The 19,586-nt window shown below is 66.7% G+C and carries 13 protein-coding genes; 9 read left to right on the top strand and 4 right to left on the bottom strand.

Annotation, left to right across the window (positions count from 1 at the left end):
* From msrA to aceE, 4 genes are all read right to left on the bottom strand, one after another.
* Entirely contained in the window at positions 1-648 is a 648-nt protein-coding gene (msrA, locus tag ACYAF3_RS08430) for a peptide-methionine (S)-S-oxide reductase MsrA (protein WP_003116145.1), read from the bottom strand.
* A 93-nt stretch (positions 649-741) separates the two neighbouring features.
* Positions 742-3,441 (bottom strand): phosphodiesterase DipA, encoded by a 2,700-nt coding sequence (gene dipA, locus ACYAF3_RS08425; RefSeq protein WP_003114559.1) that lies wholly within the window; start codon positions 3,439-3,441, stop codon positions 742-744.
* Between the two features lie 417 nt (positions 3,442-3,858).
* Positions 3,859-5,502, bottom strand: a complete 1,644-nt coding sequence (gene aceF, locus ACYAF3_RS08420; protein ID WP_003115359.1) for a dihydrolipoyllysine-residue acetyltransferase — start codon at positions 5,500-5,502, stop codon at positions 3,859-3,861.
* 144 nt (positions 5,503-5,646) lie between these two features.
* Positions 5,647-8,295 (bottom strand): pyruvate dehydrogenase (acetyl-transferring), homodimeric type, encoded by a 2,649-nt coding sequence (aceE, locus tag ACYAF3_RS08415; protein WP_003114556.1) that lies wholly within the window; start codon positions 8,293-8,295, stop codon positions 5,647-5,649.
* A gap of 278 nt (positions 8,296-8,573) precedes the next feature.
* Between aceE and glnE the strand changes: the two genes are divergently transcribed.
* The 9 genes from glnE to ACYAF3_RS08370 are packed head-to-tail and all read left to right on the top strand — an operon-like array spanning position 8,574 to position 19,547.
* The gene (gene glnE / locus ACYAF3_RS08410) at positions 8,574-11,522 is read left to right on the top strand and encodes a bifunctional [glutamate--ammonia ligase]-adenylyl-L-tyrosine phosphorylase/[glutamate--ammonia-ligase] adenylyltransferase (protein ID WP_004347608.1); all 2,949 of its coding nucleotides are present in this window, start codon (positions 8,574-8,576) and stop codon (positions 11,520-11,522) included.
* A 55-nt stretch (positions 11,523-11,577) separates the two neighbouring features.
* Positions 11,578-12,501, top strand: coding sequence for a branched-chain-amino-acid transaminase (gene ilvE / locus ACYAF3_RS08405; protein WP_003095783.1), 924 nt, complete (start codon positions 11,578-11,580; stop codon positions 12,499-12,501).
* Positions 12,502-12,560: 59 nt separating this feature from the next.
* Positions 12,561-13,598, top strand: a complete 1,038-nt coding sequence (waaF, locus tag ACYAF3_RS08400; RefSeq protein ID WP_003109905.1) for a lipopolysaccharide heptosyltransferase II — start codon at positions 12,561-12,563, stop codon at positions 13,596-13,598.
* Entirely contained in the window at positions 13,595-14,662 is a 1,068-nt protein-coding gene (waaC, locus tag ACYAF3_RS08395; protein ID WP_003116147.1) for a lipopolysaccharide heptosyltransferase I, read from the top strand. Before waaF ends, waaC begins: the two co-directional genes overlap by 4 nt.
* Complete coding sequence (locus ACYAF3_RS08390; protein WP_003114554.1) at positions 14,659-15,780, top strand: glycosyltransferase family 4 protein; 1,122 nt, start codon at positions 14,659-14,661, stop codon at positions 15,778-15,780. The genes waaC and ACYAF3_RS08390 overlap by 4 nt, the downstream gene beginning before the upstream one ends.
* On the top strand, positions 15,777-16,583 hold the full coding sequence (rfaP, locus tag ACYAF3_RS08385) for a lipopolysaccharide core heptose(I) kinase RfaP (RefSeq protein WP_003114553.1): 807 nt from the start codon (positions 15,777-15,779) through the stop codon (positions 16,581-16,583). The genes ACYAF3_RS08390 and rfaP overlap by 4 nt, the downstream gene beginning before the upstream one ends.
* Positions 16,583-17,317 (top strand): lipopolysaccharide kinase InaA family protein, encoded by a 735-nt coding sequence (locus ACYAF3_RS08380; RefSeq protein ID WP_003095773.1) that lies wholly within the window; start codon positions 16,583-16,585, stop codon positions 17,315-17,317. Before rfaP ends, ACYAF3_RS08380 begins: the two co-directional genes overlap by 1 nt.
* Positions 17,314-18,072 carry a lipopolysaccharide kinase InaA family protein gene (locus tag ACYAF3_RS08375; RefSeq protein ID WP_003095770.1) on the top strand — a complete coding sequence of 253 codons (759 nt, stop codon included), beginning with the start codon at positions 17,314-17,316 and terminating at the stop codon, positions 18,070-18,072. Before ACYAF3_RS08380 ends, ACYAF3_RS08375 begins: the two co-directional genes overlap by 4 nt.
* Positions 18,069-19,547, top strand: a complete 1,479-nt coding sequence (locus ACYAF3_RS08370; RefSeq protein ID WP_003123597.1) for a lipopolysaccharide kinase InaA family protein — start codon at positions 18,069-18,071, stop codon at positions 19,545-19,547. Before ACYAF3_RS08375 ends, ACYAF3_RS08370 begins: the two co-directional genes overlap by 4 nt.
* Positions 19,548-19,586 lie beyond the last annotated feature (39 nt).

Here is a 19,586-nt window from a genome sequence, read left to right as displayed (position 1 = left end):
TCAGGCCGGCAGGCACACCCCGGTGCCGCCCAGGCCGCAGTAGCCGTTGGGGTTCTTCGCCAGGTACTGCTGGTGGTAGGCCTCGGCGTAGTAGAAGGGCGGGACGTCGGCGATCTCGGTGGTGATGCGGTCGTAGCCGGCTTTCGCCAGTTCGGCCTGGAAGCTCTCCCGGCTGGCCAAGGCCGCGGCCTTCTGGGCCGCGTCGAAGGTGTAGATCACCGAGCGGTACTGGGTGCCGATGTCGCCGCCCTGGCGCATGCCCTGGGTCGGGTCGTGGGCTTCCCAGAATACCTTGAGCAGCTGTTCGAAGCTGGTCTCCTGCGGGTTGTAGACCACCAGCACGACCTCGCTGTGGCCGGTCAGGCCGGAGCAGACTTCGTCGTAGGTCGGGTTCGGCGTGTAGCCGCCGGCATAACCCACCGCGGTCACCCAGACACCCGGTTGCTGCCAGAGGCGACGCTCGGCGCCCCAGAAGCAGCCCATGCCGAACAGCACCTGTTGCAGGCCGGCGGGGAACGGCGCGGTCAGCGGGCGGCCGTTGACGAAGTGCGCTTCGGGCACCGGCATGGCGCTTTCGCGACCCGGCAGGGCCTGGTCCGGCGTGGGCAGCTCGCTTTTCTTGGTGAGGATTTCAGAACGCAGAACCATGGCTCTCGTCTCCTGCTCAGGGGGTAGGCGAATGACTCGCGGATGAGCACAGAGAGTACAGCCTTTCCGCGCCGGCGGGGGAGGCCTGGGCGATCAGTGCAGGGTGCGGCAGGGATAGCGCAGCAGACTGGTATTGAGCAGGTCGCTGGGGATCGGCCGGTCGAACAGGTAGCCCTGGCCGATGTCGCAGCGGTTGCGCCGGAGGAAGGCCAGTTGCTCGGCGCTCTCCACGCCTTCGGCGACTACCTTGAGCTTGAGGTTGTGGGCCATGGCGATCACCGCCGAGGTGATTTCCATGTCGTCCTGGCTGTCCGGGATGTCCTTGATGAAGCTGCGGTCGATCTTGATCACGTCGATGGGGAATTTCTTCAGGTAGCTCAGTGACGAGTAGCCGGTGCCGAAGTCGTCCATCGCCAGGGTCAGGCCGAGGCTCTTCAGGCGTTCGAGTTGCTGGCGGGTATCGTCGGTGGCGTCCAGCAGCAGGCTTTCGGTGAGCTCCAGTTCCAGCTGGCTGGCCGGGATGTTCTCTTCGTGGAGGATCGCCGCGATCGAGCCGACCAGGTCCGGGTCGGTGAACTGCTTGGGCGACAGGTTGATGGCGATCTGCAGCTCGCCCAGCCCGGCCTCGGCCAGCTCGCGGGCCTGGCGACAGGCTTCGCGGATCACCCACTTGCCGATCGGCACGATCAGCCCGGTTTCCTCGGCCACGCTGATGAAGCGGTCCGGGCGGATCATGCCTTTTTCCGGATGCTGCCAGCGCAGCAGGGCTTCCAGGCCGAGCAACTGGCCGCTGCGCAGGCACAGCTTGGGCTGGTAGTGCACCGCCAGTTCGTTCTGCGCCAGGGCGCGGCGCAAGTTGCTCTCGACGAACAGCTTGTAGCTGGCCTCGGCGGTCAGCGCCTCGGTGAACACCTGGACCTGGTGCTTGCCGTTGGCCTTGGCCTTGTGCAGCGCCAGGCCGGCGTACTTCATTAGGGTCTGCGGGTCGCAGCCGTGCTGCGGGGCGCTGGCCAGGCCGATGGAGCCGGTGATGTTGATCAACTGGTTGTCGACGAACAGCGGCTTGTCGAGCATGTGCAGGACCTGCGCGGCAATGCTTTCGCCCTTTTCCACCGCGGTGTCGTCGAGCAGCACGGCGAACTCGTTGCTGGCGAAGCGCGCCAGGGTGGCGCCGTCGCCGAGGCAACTGCGCAAGCGCCGGGCCAGGCTGACCAGCAGCTTGTCGCCGGTCTGGTGGCCGAGGCTGTCATTGATCCGCTTGAAGTTGTCGATGTCCACCAGCAGCAGGCTGAGCGGGCGGTCGCCGCTGCTTTCCAGGCGTTCCTCGAGGGCGCCGATGAAATAGTGCCGGTTGGCCAGGCCGGTGAGGTTGTCGCGGTAGGCGAGTTTCTCGATGTGCTGCTGGGCCAGCTTGTTCTGCGTGATGTCTTCGTAGATGCCGATGTAGTGGGTCAGCTCGCCGAGATCGTCGTAGACCTTCGACAGCGACAACTGGCCCCAGTAAGGCTCGTGGTTCTTGCGGCGGCTGCGGAACTCGCCCTGCCAGCTGTTCTGCTGGGTCAGCGCGGAACGCGCGTCGAACAGCAGCTCGCTGAGGTTCTCCAGCGCCGGAAGCTCGGACAGGCGTCGGTTACGCACTTCGTCGGCGCTGTACTGGGTGATCGAGGTGAAGCTCGGATTGACGTATTCCACCACGCCGTCGCGGTCGATCAGCAGGAAGGCGCTGGCGCTCTGTTCCACCGCGCGCTGGAACAGGTGCAGGGCGCTGGAGACATTGCGTCGCTCGTGGTTCATCAGGACCTGCGCGTACTGGTCGGCGAGTTCCCCGGCGAAGGCGATCTCGTCGCTCTGCCACATGCGGTTCTCGCCGGCGTGTTCCAGGCACAGCACGCCGACCACCTCGCCGCCGATGCGGATGGTGGCGTCGAGCAGGGCGTTGACGCCCAGCGGCCTCAGGTAGTCCTTGTAGAGTTCCTGGGTGCGTGGGTCGCGCTGGGCGTTGTGGGCGTCGATGGCGCGCCCGCTGTGTACCGCCTCGAGGTAGGCGGGGTAGCGGCTGGCGTCGATGCTCTGGGGCTTCTCGTACTGGTCGAGGTCGCGGCGGTAGACGGTCACCGCTTCCAGGCGCTGGTCGTCGAGCAGCCGCCAGATGCCGGCTCGCGCGGTGCCGTAGGCTTCGCAGGCGGCCTGGGTGATCAGTTGCGCAGCCTCCAGCAGCGGGTCGCTGGACAGGTAGCGATGGCGGGCCAGGCGGACGATCAGGTTCTGCTGGGTGCGCGAGCGCAGCAGGTGTTGCAGGTGGTCGTCCTGGGAGCGCTGGTAGAGGTCCAGGGACGCCTTCAGGCGCAGGTTCTGCGATTCCAGGTCGAGCAACTGTTCGCTGCGCTCGGCGCTCTCCGCTCGCTCCTCGACCATCAGGTAGCCGTGCAGCAACTGGCGGCCATGCTGCTGGAAGGCTTCGCCGAACTCCAGCATGGTCAGCACGCCGTTGGGTGTGTGCAGCTTGTAGCTCACCTGGTAGTGCGGGCGCTTCACCAGTTGCTGCTGGATCTGCTCGTGCAGGCGGTGGCGGGCCTCGGGTTCCATCAGGCTGGCGTAAGGCGCATCGAGCAGTGCGCAGAGGGTAGTCGCCGGCAGCCCGAGCTGGCGCTCGCAGGCAGGATCGAGGAACAGCAGTGCCCAGCTCGGCTCGTTCAGCCGCTCGAAACGCAGCAGCCCGAGCCGCGACGGCACGGGTAGCTGCGTGACAACCTCGGCCGCCGAACGGCTGGCGGCATCGGGATGACTTTTCATGCGAGGCTGATTCCAGGTACTGAGCGAGGGGGAGGCCTCGACCCGTTTCGATGGGGTGCAGGCAAAGGGTGCATTATGCCGATTGGTCTGACAAGTAACTCTGTATCGGCCCGGCAGGGCCCAAGTTAAGCGTATCCGGGAAAAAACCGCTGGACGGTCGGAGGTCTGCGGTGCCGCTGGAAAAGCCCTGTTTTTCGTAGGGTTGGCTTCGCCGGGAGGGTTGGCGTCGAGCGCCTGTCATCGTGCGCGCCGAACTCGCGCCTGCGGGTCCTGTGGCATTCGCTGGCGGTACGACGGGACGCAGTTTCGCCGAGCCGTCAGGCGGGCAAAAAAAGCCCCACCATCCGGTGGGGCCGAGAGACGAGCGTGGCATGCTCGCGAGAGGGGCTGGCCGCTCCGTGGGGAGCGGCGCAGGTATTACAGGAGCAGGGTGCGGATGTCCGCCAGCAGCTCGCCCAGGCGCTTGGTGAAGCGCGCCGCGGCGGCACCGTTGATCACGCGATGGTCGTAGGACAGCGACAGCGGCAGCATCAGGCGCGGCTGGAAGGCCTTGCCGTCCCATACCGGCTGCATGGTCGCCTTGGACACACCGAGGATCGCCACTTCCGGCGCGTTGACGATCGGCGTGAAGCCGGTGCCGCCGATGTGGCCGAGACTGGAGATGGTGAAGCAGGCGCCCTGCATGGCATCGGCCGAGAGCTTCTTGTTGCGGGCCTTGTCGGCCAGGTCGGCGGCCTCGGCGGCCAGTTGCAGGAGGCTCTTCCGGTCGACATCGCGGATCACCGGGACCAGCAGGCCGTCCGGAGTGTCCACGGCGAAGCCGATGTGTACGTACTTCTTGCGGATCAGCGCCTTGCCGCTGGGGGCCAGCGAACTGTTGAAGTCCGGCAGTTCCTTGAGCAGGTGGGCGCAGGCCTTGAGCAGGATCGGCAGTACGGTCAGCTTGACCCCGGCCTTCTCCGCCGCGGCCTTCTGGGCAACGCGGAAGGCTTCCATGTCGGTGATGTCCGACTGGTCGAACTGGGTCACGTGCGGCACGTTCAGCCAGCTGCGATGCAGGTTGGCGGCGCCGACCTGCATCAGGCGGGTCATCGCCACTTCTTCCACTTCGCCGAACTTGCTGAAGTCGACTTCCGGGATCGGCGGGATGCCGGCTCCGCCGGTGGCGCCGGCACCGCCGGACTTGGCGCGCTGCAGTTGCTCCTTGACGAAGACCTGGACGTCTTCCTTGAGGATGCGACCCTTGGGACCGCTGGCTTTCACTTCGCTCAGCTCGACGCCGAACTCGCGCGCCAGCATGCGCACCGCCGGGCCGGCGTGGACCTTGGCGCCGTCGCGGCTGGGTGCGCCGACCGGAGCCGGGGTATCGGCCTTGGCTGGCGCAGGGGCCGCCGCGGCGGGCTTCTGCTCGGCGGCGGGCGCCGCGGCCTGGGCCGGAGCGGCTGCCGGTTGCTCTTCGGCTGCCGGAGCGGCGCCTTCCACCTTCAGCTTGAGGATCAGGTCGCCGGTGCCGACTTCGTCACCGACCTTGATCGAGACGCTTTCCACCACCCCGGAGGCCGGCGAGGGAATCTCCATGCTGGCCTTGTCGGATTCCAGGGTGATCAGCGACTGGTCGGCCTCGACCGTGTCGCCGGCCTTGACCATCACTTCGATGACGTTGGCCTTGCCGGCCGAGCCGATGTCCGGGACCTTGATGTCCTGGACGCTGGCCGCGGCGGGGGCGGCCGGCTTGCTCTCGCTCGGGGCGGGAGCAGGCGCTTCGGCTTTCGGCGCTTCCGGTTGGGCGGGCGCTGCCTCGGCCTTGGCTTCGGCAGGCTGTTCGCCGCCTTCCACTTCCAGCTCGAGGATTTCGTCACCTTCTTTCAAGGTGTCGCCGACCTTCGCCTTGATGCTTTTCACTACCCCGGCCTTGGGACTGGGGATTTCCATGCTGGCCTTGTCGGATTCCAGGGTCAGCAGGCTCTGATCGGCCTCGACCTTGTCGCCGGGCTTGACCAGCAGCTCGATGACTTCACCCTCACCGTTGCCGATGTCGGGTACGCGAATGAGTTCGCTCACATTCCTCTCCTTTTACGTGCCACCACCGCTGTGCGGCGCGCAAAACAAAGACTTTTGGTCCTTGGTTCGTTGTGAGCCGGCGCCGCCCGTTGGCGGCGCCGGCGTGCTCGAAACCCCTCGCTGCCGAGGGGAGTATGGAGCGAATTAGCAATCCAGCGGGTTGCGCTTCTCCGGATCGATACCGTACTTGGCGATGGCCTCGGCCACCACTTTCGGCTCGATATCGCCGCGATCGGCCAGCGCTTCGAGCGCGGCCAGCACCACCCAGTGACGATCCACTTCGAAGAAGTTGCGCAGCTTCTTGCGGCTGTCGCTGCGGCCGAAGCCGTCGGTGCCGAGCACCTTGTACTCCTTGGAGGGAACCCACTGGCGGATCTGCTCGGCGTAGAGCTTCATGTAGTCGGTGGAGGCGATCACCGGGCCGCGACGGCCGCCCAGGCACTCCTCGACGTAGCTCTGCTTCGGCTTCTGGCCCGGATGCAGGCGGTTCCAGCGCTCGACGGCAAGGCCGTCGCGACGCAGCTCGTTGAAGCTCGGCACGCTCCAGACGTCGGCGCCGATGCCGAAGTCGTTGCGCAGCAGCTTGGCCGCTTCCTCGACTTCGCGCAGGATGGTGCCGGAGCCCAGCAGTTGCACGTGGTGAGCGGCTTCCTTCTTGTCCTCCTCGAGGAGGTACATGCCCTTGATGATGCCTTCCTCTGCGCCCTTCGGCATGGCCGGCTGGACGTAGTTCTCGTTCATCACGGTGATGTAGTAGAAGATGTCCTGCTGCTCTTCGATCATCTGCCGCGAGCCTTCGCGGATGATCACCGCCAGTTCGTAGGCGTAGGTCGGATCGTAGGTGCGGCAGTTCGGGATGGTCGAGGCCAGCAGGTGGCTGTGGCCGTCCTCGTGCTGCAGGCCTTCGCCGTTCAGCGTGGTGCGACCGGCGGTGCCGCCGATCAGGAAGCCGTGCGCGCGGCTGTCGCCGGCGGCCCAGGCCAGGTCGCCGATGCGCTGGAAGCCGAACATCGAATAGAAGATGTAGAACGGCAGCATCGGCTGGTTGTGGGTGCTGTAGGAGGTACCGGCGGCAATCCAGCTGGACATGGCGCCGGCCTCGTTGATGCCTTCCTCGAGGATCTGGCCCTTCTTGTCCTCGCGGTAGAACATCACCTGGTCCTTGTCCACCGGCTCGTAGAGCTGGCCGACCGAGGAGTAGATGCCGAGCTGGCGGAACATGCCTTCCATGCCGAAGGTACGGGCCTCGTCCGGGACGATCGGGACGATGCGCGGGCCGAGTTCCTTGTCCTTGACCAGCTGCGAGATGATCCGCACGAAGGCCATGGTGGTGGAGATCTCGCGATCGCCGGAGCCGTCGAGCATGGCCTTCAGGGTTTCCAGCGGCGGAACCGGCACGCTCATGCTCTTCTGCCGGCGCACCGGCATGAAGCCGCCCAGCGCGGCGCGGCGCTCGGCCAGGTACTTGGCCTCGGCGCTGCCTTCTTCAGGCTTGTAGAACGGCAGCTTCTCCAGGTCGGCGTCCTTGACCGGGATGTCGAACTTGTCGCGGAACGCGCGCAGGCTGTCGACGTCGACCTTCTTCACGTTGTGCGCGATGTTCTTCGCTTCGCCGCTGCCGGTGCCGTAGCCCTTGATGGTCTTGGCCAGGATGACGGTCGGCTGGCCCTTGTGGTTGACCGCCTGGTGGTAGGCCGCATAGACCTTGTAGGGGTCGTGGCCGCCGCGGTTGAGCTTCCAGATTTCCTCGTCGGAAAGGTCCTTGACCATTTCCAGCAGTTCCGGACGCGCGCCGAAGAAGTGCTCGCGCACGTAGGCGCCGTCTTTCGCCTTGTAGTTCTGGTATTCGCCGTCGATGACCTCGTCCATGCGCTGCTGCAGCAGGCCGGCGGTGTCCTTGGCGAACAGCGGGTCCCAGAAGCGACCCCAGATGACCTTGTTGACGTTCCACTCGGCGCCGCGGAACACGCCTTCCAGTTCCTGGATGATCTTGGCGTTGCCGCGGACCGGGCCGTCGAGGCGCTGCAGGTTGCAGTTGATGACGAAGATCAGGTTGTCGAGTTTCTCGCGGCCGGCCAGGGAGATCGCGCCGAGGGATTCCGGCTCGTCGCACTCGCCGTCGCCCATGAAGCACCAGACCTTCTGCTTGCCGGCGGGGATGAAGCCGCGGCTTTCCAGGTACTTCATGAAGCGTGCCTGGTAGATCGCCTGGATCGGGCCAAGGCCCATGGATACGGTGGGGAACTGCCAGAAGTCTGGCATCAGCCAGGGGTGCGGATAGGAGGACAGGCCGTTGCCGTCCACTTCCTGGCGGAAGTTCTCCAGTTGTTCCTCGCTGATGCGGCCTTCGAGGAAGGCCCGGGCGTAGACGCCGGGGGACGCGTGGCCCTGGAAGAACACCAGGTCGCCGCCGTGTTCGTCGGTGGGAGCCTGGAAGAAATAGTTGAAGCCGATGTCGTAGAGGGTCGCCGAGGAGGCGAAGGTGGAGATGTGGCCGCCCAGGTCCGGGTCGTGCTTGTTCGCCCGCATCACCATCGCCAGGGCGTTCCAGCGCACCAGGGAGCGGATCCGGCGCTCCATGAACAGGTCGCCGGGCATGCGTGCTTCGTGGGTTACCGGAATGGTGTTGCGATAGGGCGTGGTGATCGCGTAGGGCAGTTGGGTGCCGCTACGGCTGGCCAGCTCGCCCATGCGGGTCATCAGGTAATGAGCGCGGTCTTCACCTTCGCGGTCGAGTACGGACTCCAGGGCGTCCAGCCATTCCTGGGTTTCGACGGGATCGAGGTCTTGCATGGCTTGCTCCAGGGCGGAAAGGCTTCCAGAATCGGATGCCATAGGTGAGCGGCCGGCCTCGTGGGCGACCGCAGCTAATTCTTGGATGTTCTCCGGGGGTGTACCCGGCGACTTGTAGTTTTACTACAGATCAGTCTGAGAAACAGCCCTCTGGATACAATTTTTAGTAGTAAAACTACATTTCGATTGTCGCTGTCAGGCTATAAGGCCCGATGTAGAGCCTTTTCGACGTTGTGCGTCGAGCCTGTCTTCGGTCGGAAGCCCAAACAGGATAGACCATGAGCCTGCCTTCGCTGGCGAATCTGCCGGCCACCCTGCTGCCCGCCGCCGAACGCGCCGGGACTGCCCTCCGCTCCGCTGTCGCCGCCCTCGATGCCGCCGCCCTGGCCCGCCTGGAGGCCTGGCCCGAGGAGCGCCTGGAGGATTTCCGACGGGTCGCCGCGGCCAGCGATTTCGTCGCCGAGCAGGCAGTGCGCGACCCGGCGATGCTGCTGGAACTGGCCGAACGCGGCGAGCTGGAGAACCCCCAGGCGCCCGGCGAACTGCGCAGTCAGTTGCAGGCGCGGCTGGAGGATTGCGCCGACGAGGACGAACTCGGTCGGCGCCTGCGACGTTTCCGCACACGCCAGCAACTGCGCATCATCTGGCGCGACCTGACCCGCCGCGCCGCGCTGGCGGAAACCTGTCGCGACCTGTCGGCCCTGGCCGACGCCTGCATCGACCTGGCTTGCGAGTGGCTCCATCGGCGCCAGTGCGAGCAGTTCGGCACGCCGATCGGCCGGCGCTCCGGCGAACCGCAGCGGATGGTGGTCCTCGGCATGGGCAAGCTGGGCGCGGTGGAACTCAACCTGTCGTCGGACATCGACCTGATCTTCGGTTACCCGGAGGGCGGCGAGACCGAGGGGGCGAAGCGTTCGCTGGACAACCAGGAGTTCTTCACCCGCCTGGGGCAGAAGCTGATCAAGGCGCTGGATGCGATCACCGTCGACGGCTTCGTCTTCCGCGTCGACATGCGCCTGCGTCCCTACGGCTCCAGCGGACCGCTGGTCTACAGCTTCGCCGCGCTGGAGCAGTACTACCAGGACCAGGGGCGCGACTGGGAGCGCTACGCGATGATCAAGGCGCGGGTGGTCGGCGGCGACCAGCAGGCAGGCGAGCAACTGCTCGGCATGCTGCGGCCGTTCGTCTATCGGCGCTACCTGGACTTTTCCGCCATCGAGGCGCTGCGCACCATGAAGCAGCTGATCCAGCAGGAGGTCCGGCGCAAGGGGATGTCGGAAAACATCAAGCTGGGCGAAGGCGGTATCCGCGAGGTGGAGTTCATCGCCCAGGCCTTCCAGTTGATCCATGGCGGGCGCGACCTGAGCTTGCAGCAACGGCCGCTGCTGAAGGTGCTGGCGACCCTGGAGGGGCAGGGCTACCTGCCGCCGGCGGTGGTCGAGGAGCTGCGCGGCGGCTACGAGTTCCTGCGCTACGCCGAGCATGCCATCCAGGCGCTGGCCGACCGGCAGACGCAAATGCTGCCCAGCGACGAATACGACCGCATCCGCGTGGCCTTCATCATGGGTTTCGCCAGTTGGGCCGCATTCCACGAGCGCCTGAGCCACTGGCGGGCGCGCATCGACTGGCACTTCCGCCAGGTGATCGCCGACCCGGACGAGGACGAAAGCGGCGAGGCGGCCTGCGGCAGCGTCGGCGCCGAGTGGATCCCGCTGTGGGAGGAGGCGCTGGACGAGGAGTCGGCCAGCCGGCAACTGGCCGACGCTGGTTTCGTCGATGCCGAGGCGGCCTGGAAGCGTCTCAGCGATCTGCGCCACGGCCCCCAGGTACGAGCGATGCAGCGTCTCGGCCGGGAGCGCCTGGATGCCTTCGTTCCGCGCCTGCTGGCGATGACCGTGGAAAACCCCCAACCGGACCTGGTGCTGGAGCGGGTCCTGCCGCTGGTGGAAGCGGTGGCGCGGCGTTCCGCCTACCTGGTGTTGCTGACCGAGAACCCCGGCGCGCTGGAGCGCCTGCTGACCCTCTGCGCGGCCAGCCCGATGGTTGCCGAGCAGATCGCGCGGTTCCCGATCCTGCTCGACGAGCTGCTCAACGAGGGGCGCCTGTTCCGTCCTCCACAGGCCGCCGAGCTGGCCGCCGAGCTGCGCGAACGGCTGATGCGGATTCCCGAGGACGACCTCGAGCAGCAAATGGAGACCCTTCGTCACTTCAAGCTGGCCCACGGGCTGCGGGTGGCGGCCTCGGAGATCGCCGGCACGCTGCCGTTGATGAAGGTCAGCGACTACCTGACCTGGCTGGCCGAGGCGATCCTCGTCGAGGTCCTCGAACTGGCCTGGCGGCAGTTGGTGCAGCGTCATGGCCGGCCGTTGCGCGCCGACGGCACGCCGTGCGATCCGGACTTCGTCATCGTCGGCTACGGCAAGGTCGGCGGGCTGGAGTTCGGCCATGGCTCGGACCTCGACCTGGTGTTCATCCATGACGGCGACCCCCAGTGCGAGACCGATGGCGGCAAATCCATCGATGGCGCGCAGTTCTTTACCCGCCTGGGGCAGAAGATCATCCATTTCCTCACCGCGCAGACGCCATCCGGCACCCTCTACGAGGTCGACATGCGCCTGCGTCCGAGCGGCGCGGCCGGCCTGCTGGTGAGTTCGCTGGGCGCCTTCCAGCGCTACCAGGAGCAGGAGGCCTGGACCTGGGAGCACCAGGCGTTGGTCCGCGCCCGGGTGCTGGCCGGTTGCCGGCGGGTGCAGGCGAGCTTCGAGGCGGTACGTGCCGAGGTGCTGGCGAGGCCGCGCGATCTCGACGCGTTGCGCACCGAAGTCAGCGAAATGCGCGCCAAGATGCGCGACAACCTGGGAACCCGCGCGACCGCCGCCGGTACCGCCTCGAATGCCTTCGAGGCCACGGCAGCCTTCGATCTCAAGCACGATGCCGGTGGTATCGTCGATATCGAATTTATGGTGCAATATGCGGTTCTAGCTTGGTCCGGAGAACACCCGGCGCTGCTCGAATTCACCGATAACATCCGCATTCTGGAAGGACTGGAACGGGCTGGCCTGATCGCCAGCGAGGACGTCCGTCTCCTGCAGGAGGCCTACAAGGCCTATCGCGCAGCCGCACACCGCCTGGCACTACAGAAGGAGGCCGGGGTCGTGAGCGGCGAGCACTTCCAGACGGAGCGGCGAGAAGTGATCAGGATCTGGCGCGAGCTGCGGCTCGGCTGATCCACTCAGGCACGTAACGCAAGTACGTAACGAATATCTGAAGGAGCTGGCAACTATGTCGATGGCCGATCGTGATGGCGTGATCTGGTATGACGGTGAACTGGTGCAGTGGCGCGACGCGACCACGCACGTGCTGACCCATACCCTGCACTATGGAATGGGCGTGTTCGAGGGCGTGCGCGCCTACGACACCCCGCAGGGCACGGCGATCTTCCGCCTGCAGGCGCATACCGACCGGCTGTTCGACTCCGCGCACATCATGAACATGCAGATCCCGTACAGCCGCGACGAGATCAACGAGGCGACCCGCGCCGCCGTGCGCGAGAACAACCTGGAAAGCGCCTATATCCGCCCGATGGTGTTCTACGGAAGCGAAGGCATGGGCCTGCGCGCCAGCGGCCTGAAGGTCCATGTGATCATCGCCGCGTGGAGCTGGGGCGCCTACATGGGCGAGGAAGCCCTGCAGCAAGGCATCAAGGTGCGCACCAGTTCCTTCACCCGCCACCACGTCAACATCTCGATGACCCGCGCCAAGTCCAACGGCGCCTACATCAACTCGATGCTGGCCCTCCAGGAAGCGATCTCCGGCGGCGCCGACGAGGCCATGATGCTAGATCCGGAAGGCTACGTGGCCGAAGGCTCCGGCGAGAACATCTTCATCATCAAGGATGGCGTGATCTACACCCCGGAAGTCACCGCCTGCCTGAACGGCATCACTCGTAACACTATCCTGACCCTGGCCGCCGAACACGGTTTTAAACTGGTCGAGAAGCGCATCACCCGCGACGAGGTGTACATCGCCGACGAGGCCTTCTTCACTGGCACTGCCGCGGAAGTCACGCCGATCCGCGAAGTGGACGGTCGCAAGATCGGCGCCGGCCGCCGTGGCCCGGTCACCGAAAAGCTGCAGAAAGCCTATTTCGACCTGGTCAGCGGCAAGACCGAGGCCCACGCCGAGTGGCGTACCCTGGTCAAGTAAGCACCGAAGAAGGGTGTGACAGGGAGGCGAAAGCCTCCCTGATCATTTCCGGAGCCTGAATGAGAATTCTGATCGTAGGTCCCTCCTGGGTGGGGGACATGGTGATGGCGCAGACCCTGTTCCAGTGTCTGCGCCAGCGGCATCCCGAGTGCGTGATCGACGTGCTGGCGCCCGAGTGGAGCCGACCGATCCTCGAGCGCATGCCCGAGGTGCGCCAGGCCCTGAGCTTCCCGCTCGGCCACGGGGTGATGGACGTCGCCACACGGCGCCGGATCGGACGCGGCCTGCGCGGTCAGTACGAGCAGGCGATCCTGCTGCCCAACTCGCTGAAGTCGGCGCTGGTGCCCTGGTTCGCCGGAATACCGAAGCGCACCGGCTGGCGCGGCGAGATGCGCTACGGGCTGCTCAATGACATCCGCAAGCTCGACAAGCAGCGCTATCCGCTGATGATCGAACGCTTCATGGCCCTGGCCTTCGAGCCGGGCGTGGAGTTGCCGAAGCCCTATCCGCAGCCGCGCCTGCGGATCGACGACGGCAGCCGCCAGGCGGCGCTCGACAAGTTCGCCCTGAGCCTGGACCGCCCGGTGCTGGCGCTCTGTCCCGGCGCCGAGTTCGGCGAGGCCAAGCGCTGGCCGGCGGAACACTACGCCGCGGTCGCCGAGGCGAAGATCCGTGCCGGCTGGCAGGTCTGGCTGTTCGGCTCGAAGAACGACCATCCCGGTGGAGAGGAGATTCGCCAGCGCCTGATTCCGGGGTTGCGCGAGGAGTCCTTCAATCTTGCCGGGGAGACTTCGCTGGCCGAGGCCATCGACCTGATGTCCTGCGCTGGCGCGGTGGTGTCCAACGATTCCGGCCTGATGCACGTGGCGGCCGCGCTGGATCGCCCGCTGGTGGGCGTCTATGGCTCCACCTCGCCGCAGTTCACCCCGCCGCTGGCGGACCGGGTGGAGATCGTCCGCCTCGGTCTCGAGTGCAGCCCGTGCTTCGAGCGCACCTGTCGCTTCGGCCACTACAATTGCCTCCGCGAGCTGCCGCCTGGCCTGGTATTGCAAGCCCTGGAGCGGCTGGTCGGCGACCCTGCCGAGGTCGCCGGATGAGGGTACTGCTGGTCAAGACCTCGTCCCTCGGCGACGTGATCCACACCCTGCCGGCGCTTACCGACGCCGCCCGGGCGATTCCCGGCATCCAGTTCGACTGGGTGGTGGAGGAAGGTTTCGCCGAGATTCCCGCCTGGCATCCGGCGGTGGCGCGGGTGATCCCGGTGGCGATCCGGCGCTGGCGCAAGAACCTCTGGCAGACCCTGCGCAACGGCGAATGGCGGCGCTTCAAGCAGCGCCTGAAGGAAGTCGACTATGACCTGGTGATCGACGCCCAGGGGCTGCTGAAGAGTGCCTGGCTGACCCGCTACGTGGGCAAGACGCCGGTCGCCGGTCTCGATCGCGACTCGGCGCGCGAGCCGCTCGCCAGCCGCTTCTATCGCCGTGCCTATCCGGTCGCCTGGGGACAGCATGCGGTGGAGCGCACGCGCCAGTTGTTCGCCCAGGCGCTGGACTACCCGTTGCCCGAGTCGGTCGGTGACTATGGCCTGGACCGCGAGCAGTTGGCCGATGCCGACCCTGGCGCGCCGTACCTGGTGTTCCTGCACGGTACTACCTGGGACACCAAGCATTGGCCGGAAGCCTACTGGCGCGAACTGGCCGAGCGCATGTGCGAGCGCGGCTGGTCGGTGCGCCTGCCCTGGGGCAGCGCCGCCGAGCGGGAGCGGGCCGGGCGCCTGGCGGCGGGGTTGGAAAATGCCGCGGTACTCCCCAGATTATCCCTGGCCGGCATGGCCAAGGTGCTTGCCGGCGCGCGCGCCTGCGTGGCGGTGGATACCGGCCTCGGTCACCTGGCGGCGGCGCTGGACGTGCCGACGCTGTCGCTGTTCGGCCCGACCAATCCTGGCTTCACCGGCGCCTACGGGCGTTCCCAGGTCCACCTGGGCAGCGACTTCCCCTGTGCGCCGTGCCTGAAGAAGACCTGTACCTACCAGCCGACCGAAGAGGATCGCAAACTGTTCGATCTCAAGCGTGAGCAGCCGCTGTGCTTCACCCGGCTGAATCCCCAGCGCGTGGCCACCCAGCTGGAGGCCATGCTGCTGGCCCCGGAGACCCTCCGATGACCCTGGCGTTCATCCTCTACAAATACTTCCCCTTCGGCGGCCTGCAGCGTGACTTCATGCGCATCGCCCTGGAATGCCAGCGGCGCGGGCACGACATCCGCGTCTATACCCTGATCTGGGAGGGCGACGTGCCGGACGGCTTCGAAGTGCTGGTGGCCCCGGTGCGCTCGATCTTCAACCACCGGCGCAACGAGAAGTTCACCGCGTGGGTCCGCGCCGACCTGGACAGGCGCCCGGTGCAGCGGGTGATCGGCTTCAACAAGATGCCCGGACTGGATGTCTACTACGCCGCCGACGCCTGTTTCGAGGAAAAGGCCCAGACCTTGCGCAACCCGCTGTACCGCCAGTGGGGCCGCTACCGCCACTTCGCCGGCTACGAACGGGCAGTGTTCGACCCGGCCTCGAAGACCGAGATCCTGATGATCTCCGAGGTGCAGCAGCCGCTCTTCGTCAAGCACTACGGCACCCAGGCCGAGCGTTTCCATCTGCTGCCGCCGGGGATCAGCCAGGATCGCCGGGCGCCGGCCAACGCCGCGGACGTGCGTGCGGAATTCCGCCGCGAGTTCGGCCTGGAGGAGGACGACCTGCTGCTGGTGCAGATCGGTTCCGGCTTCAAGACCAAGGGCCTGGATCGCAGCCTGAAGGCGCTGTCCGCGCTGCCCAAGGCGTTGCGCAGGCGTACCCGGCTGATCGCCATCGGCCAGGACGATCCCAAGCCGTTCCTGCTACAGATCGCCGCCCTCGGTCTCAACGACCAGGTACAGATCCTCAAGGGGCGCAGCGATATCCCGCGCTTCCTGCTCGGCGCCGACCTGCTGATCCACCCGGCCTACAACGAGAACACCGGTACGGTGCTGCTGGAGGCGCTGGTCTCCGGCCTGCCGGTGTTGGTGACCGATGTCTGCGGCTATGCCCACTACATCGCCGAGGCCGACGCCGGGCGGGTGCTGCCGAGTCCCTTCGAGCAGGACAGTCTCAACCGCCTGCTCGCGGAAATGCTGGAGGACGCTCCGGCGCGCGCCGCCTGGTCGCGCAATGGCCTGGCCTACGCCGATCACGCCGACCTCTACAGCATGCCGCAGCGCGCCGCCGATCTGATCCTCGGGGAGGCCTCATGAGGCTGGTGCTGGAAGAGCCGTTCAAGCGCCTGTGGAACGGGCGCGACCCGTTCGAGGCGGTGGAGGCGCTGCAAGGCAAGGTCTACCGCGAACTGGAAGGGCGCCGCACCCTGCGCACCGAGGTCGACGGGCGTGGCTACTTCGTCAAGATCCACCGTGGCATCGGCTGGGGCGAGATCGCCAAGAACCTGCTCACCGCCAAGCTCCCGGTGCTCGGCGCGCGCCAGGAGTGGCAGGCCATCCGGCGCCTGCACGAGGCCGGCGTAGCGACCATGACCGCGGTCGCCTACGGCGAGCGCGGCAGCGATCCGGCGCGGCAGCATTCCTTCATCGTCACCGAGGAACTGGCGCCGACCGTGGACCTCGAGGTGTTCTCCCAGGACTGGCGCGAACGTCCTCCACCGCCGCGGCTCAAGCGCGCGCTGGTCGAGGCGGTGGCGCGGATGGTCGGCGACATGCACCGTGCCGGAGTCAACCATCGCGACTGCTACATCTGTCATTTCCTGTTGCACACCGACAAGCCGGTGAGCGCGGACGATTTCCGCCTCTCGGTGATCGATCTGCACCGTGCCCAGACCCGCGACGCCACGCCGAAACGCTGGCGTAACAAGGATCTGGCGGCATTGTATTTCTCTGCGCTGGACATCGGACTGACGCGTCGCGACAAGCTACGCTTCCTGCGCACCTATTTCCGCCGGCCGTTGCGCGAGATACTGCGCGACGAGGCCGGCCTGCTGGCCTGGATGGAACGCAAGGCGGAAAAACTCTACGAACGCAAGCAGCGTTACGGAGACCTGCTCTGATGGCGGGGTGGACCCTCGAACCCGATTACCGTCACCTGGCCGCCGACTTCGGTAGCCTCGATAGCGTGTTCGCCCTGGAGGGCGAGCGCCTGACCCGCGACCCGTTGTCCGAAGTCATCCGCATCGAGCGCGACGGCGTGCGTTACTACGTCAAGCGCTACCGCAGCGCCGGCAAGGGCCTGCGCCGCTACCTGGCGCGACCGCGGATCAAGGCCGAGTGGCAGAACCTCAAGCGCTTCGAGAAGTGGGGCATTCCCACCGCCGAAGTGGTCGCCTGGGGGCTGGAACGCAAGGCCGGCGCCTTCCAGCGCGGCGCCATGATCACCCGCGAGCTGCCGGGCACCGAGGACTTGTCGGTGCTCGCCTGCAACCGGGATCCGCGCCTGAAGGACCCGCGCTGGGTGGACGGCGTCAGCCGGCAGATCGCCAAGGCTACGCGCCTGATGCATGACCAGCATTTCACCCATAACGACCTGAAGTGGCGCAACCTGCTGGTGGACGACCAGCCGCTGGTGTATTTCATCGACTGCCCGAACGGCGCGTTCTGGTGGAGCTTCATGCTGCGCTATCGGATCACCAAGGACCTGGCCTGCCTGGACAAGGTGGCCAAGTACCACCTGTCGCGCACCCAGCGCCTGCGCTTCTACCTGCAATATCGCCGTCGCCGGCACCTGAACGAATCCGACAAGAAGCGTATTCGCCAGGTGGTGGCTTTCTTCGAGGGGCGCGAATGAGCGTTTTCATCGCCGCGCAGGACCACGACCTGCTCCAGCGCAACCGTCTGGACAGCTTCGACGCCCTGTGGGCCTTGCAGCTGGACGCCGTGGACGAACCGAATACCGAGCGGGGTGGCTGGAGCAGCGTCTACCGCCTCGACCTGGGCGACTCCGCCTACTACCTGAAGCGCCAGAGCAACCACCTGACCCGCAGCCTGCGCCATCCGCTGGGCGAGCCGACCTTCGCCCGCGAGTTCCGCAACATCGAGCGCTACCGGGCGCTGGGCATTCCCGCCCTGCAGGCGGCGTTCTTCGCCCAGCAGGCGGTCGGCGGAGAGCGCCAGGCGATCCTCCTGACCCGTGCCCTGGACGGTTGGCAGGACCTGGACACCTGGCTGGCGTCCTGGCACGACCTGGCCGAAGAGCGGCGCCGGGCGATTCTCCGGGCGGTTGGCAGGCTGGCGCGCCAGCTGCACGCCGCCGGACAGATGCATGGTTGCTTCTATCCCAAGCATGTATTCCTCCGCGAGGGGGCCGATGGTGTCTTCGAGGCCTGCCTGATCGACCTGGAGAAGACCCGCCCGATCTGGTTCGGCCGCCGCGACCAGGTCAAGGACCTGGAGCCGATGCTGCGCCGTGCCCCGGACTGGAGCGAAGCGGACGTGCACGAATTCATCTCCGCCTATGTCGACGAACCCCTCGACTCGGCCGAGGTCGAGCAGTGGTATCGCCTTCTCGACCAGCGCCGTCGGCGCAAGGAGTCGCGCCGATGAGACTGGCCGAACTGCAAGCCGCCGGGCGCCACCCGCAACTGCCATTGCGGGTGACCCTGGCGGATGGCGCTGGCGCTGCCGAACTGCGCCTGGACAGTCTGCTGCGGGTGCTGCCCGGGCAGCGCTACGTCGGTGCCGGCGAATGGCGTGGGCGCAAGGTGCTGGCCAAGCTGCTGGTGGGCGGCAAGGCCGCACGGCATTTCCAGCGCGAACTGGAAGGGGCGCGTCTGCTCGCGGCCCAGGGGCTGACCACCCCGGCGCTGCTGGCCGACGGGCTGCAGCAGGGCGAGGGCGGCTGGCTGCTGTTCGACTACCTCGACGCGGCGCAGAGCCTCGGTGACGCCTGGCGTGCGGTGGAGGCCCAGGCGCCGCTGGGCGATGCCCAGCAAGCGGTGCTCGGCGAAGCCCTGGCAGCCATTGGCGAGCTGCATGCAAAGGGCCTCTGGCAGGACGACCTGCACCTGGACAACCTGTTGCGCCACGCCGGCCGCCTGTATCTCATCGACGGTGGCGGCGTGCGTGCGGAAACTCCCGGCCAGCCGCTGTCGCGACAGAAAGTGCTGGAAAACCTCGGGGTGTTCTTCGCCCAGTTGCCGGCGCTCCTCGATCCTTTCCTGGAGGAGTTGCTGGTGCATTACCTGCTGGCCAACGGCGAGCATGCGCTGCCGCTGGAAGCCTTGCAGAAGGAAATCGCCAAGGTTCGCCGCTGGCGGGTGCGCGACCTGCTGAGGAAGGTCGGTCGCGACTGTAGCCTGTTCAGCGTCGTGCGCGGTCCGTTCCGCCTGTTCGCCGCTCGCCGCAGCGAGGCCGAGACGATGGCGCCCCTGCTGGCGGACGCGGACCGCCTGATCGCCGCCGGCCACGTCTACAAGGACGGCGGCGCGGCCACCGTCGCCCGGGTCGAAGCGAACGGCCGCACGCTGATCATCAAGCGCTACAACATCAAGGGCTGGGTCCATTGGCTGAAGCGCTTCTGGCGGCCGAGCCGGGCCTGGGCCTCCTGGCGCGAAGGCAACCGCCTGGAATTCCTCGGCATCGCCACCGCCCGTCCGCTGGCGATGCTGGAGCGGCGCTGGTGCTGGCTGCGCGGGCGCGCCTACCTGATTACCGATTATCTCGGCGGTCAGGATATAATCGCTCGTTTTAAGCCTTGCCTGGACATGCCCGATGGCGCCGTTTCGCCACCGGAAGCCGAGTTGGCGGCACTGGATCGGCTGTTTTCGACGTTGATCCGCGAACGCATCAGCCACGGCGACCTGAAGGGACACAACCTGTTCTGGCAGGCCCATGAACAAGGCGGCGAATGGGCGCTGATCGACCTGGACGCGATGCGCAAGCATCACAGCCAGGCGTCCTTTGCCCGCGCCTACGCCCGCGACCGCGCGCGCTTCCTGCGCAACTGGCCGCAGGACAGCGGCCTCTACCGGCTGCTGGAGCAACGGATTCCCCGCCTCGGCGACGCCGCCGGGGCTTGAACGACAAGCGACGACCACCGCCTGCGGCGGTCGACGAGT

Source organism: Pseudomonas sp. TZ252 (assembly GCF_056110345.1).
Note: the sequence above shows the minus strand (reverse complement) of the source record. Positions and strands in the feature narration are given on the sequence as shown.

What these genes read in the sequence shown, in the direction of transcription:
- ACYAF3_RS08370 (WP_003123597.1), top strand. Translation starts at nt 18,069, where the DNA reads ATGAGACTGGCCGAACTGCAAGCCGCCGGGCGCCACCCGCAACTGCCA.
- ACYAF3_RS08380 (WP_003095773.1), top strand. Translation starts at nt 16,583, where the DNA reads ATGGCGGGGTGGACCCTCGAACCCGATTACCGTCACCTGGCCGCCGAC.
- ACYAF3_RS08375 (WP_003095770.1), top strand. Translation starts at nt 17,314, where the DNA reads ATGAGCGTTTTCATCGCCGCGCAGGACCACGACCTGCTCCAGCGCAAC.
- rfaP (WP_003114553.1), top strand. Translation starts at nt 15,777, where the DNA reads ATGAGGCTGGTGCTGGAAGAGCCGTTCAAGCGCCTGTGGAACGGGCGC.
- ACYAF3_RS08390 (WP_003114554.1), top strand. Translation starts at nt 14,659, where the DNA reads ATGACCCTGGCGTTCATCCTCTACAAATACTTCCCCTTCGGCGGCCTG.
- ilvE (WP_003095783.1), top strand. Translation starts at nt 11,578, where the DNA reads ATGTCGATGGCCGATCGTGATGGCGTGATCTGGTATGACGGTGAACTG.
- aceE (WP_003114556.1), bottom strand. Translation starts at nt 8,295, where the DNA reads ATGCAAGACCTCGATCCCGTCGAAACCCAGGAATGGCTGGACGCCCTG.
- glnE (WP_004347608.1), top strand. Translation starts at nt 8,574, where the DNA reads ATGAGCCTGCCTTCGCTGGCGAATCTGCCGGCCACCCTGCTGCCCGCC.
- msrA (WP_003116145.1), bottom strand. Translation starts at nt 648, where the DNA reads ATGGTTCTGCGTTCTGAAATCCTCACCAAGAAAAGCGAGCTGCCCACG.
- dipA (WP_003114559.1), bottom strand. Translation starts at nt 3,441, where the DNA reads ATGAAAAGTCATCCCGATGCCGCCAGCCGTTCGGCGGCCGAGGTTGTC.
- waaF (WP_003109905.1), top strand. Translation starts at nt 12,561, where the DNA reads ATGAGAATTCTGATCGTAGGTCCCTCCTGGGTGGGGGACATGGTGATG.
- waaC (WP_003116147.1), top strand. Translation starts at nt 13,595, where the DNA reads ATGAGGGTACTGCTGGTCAAGACCTCGTCCCTCGGCGACGTGATCCAC.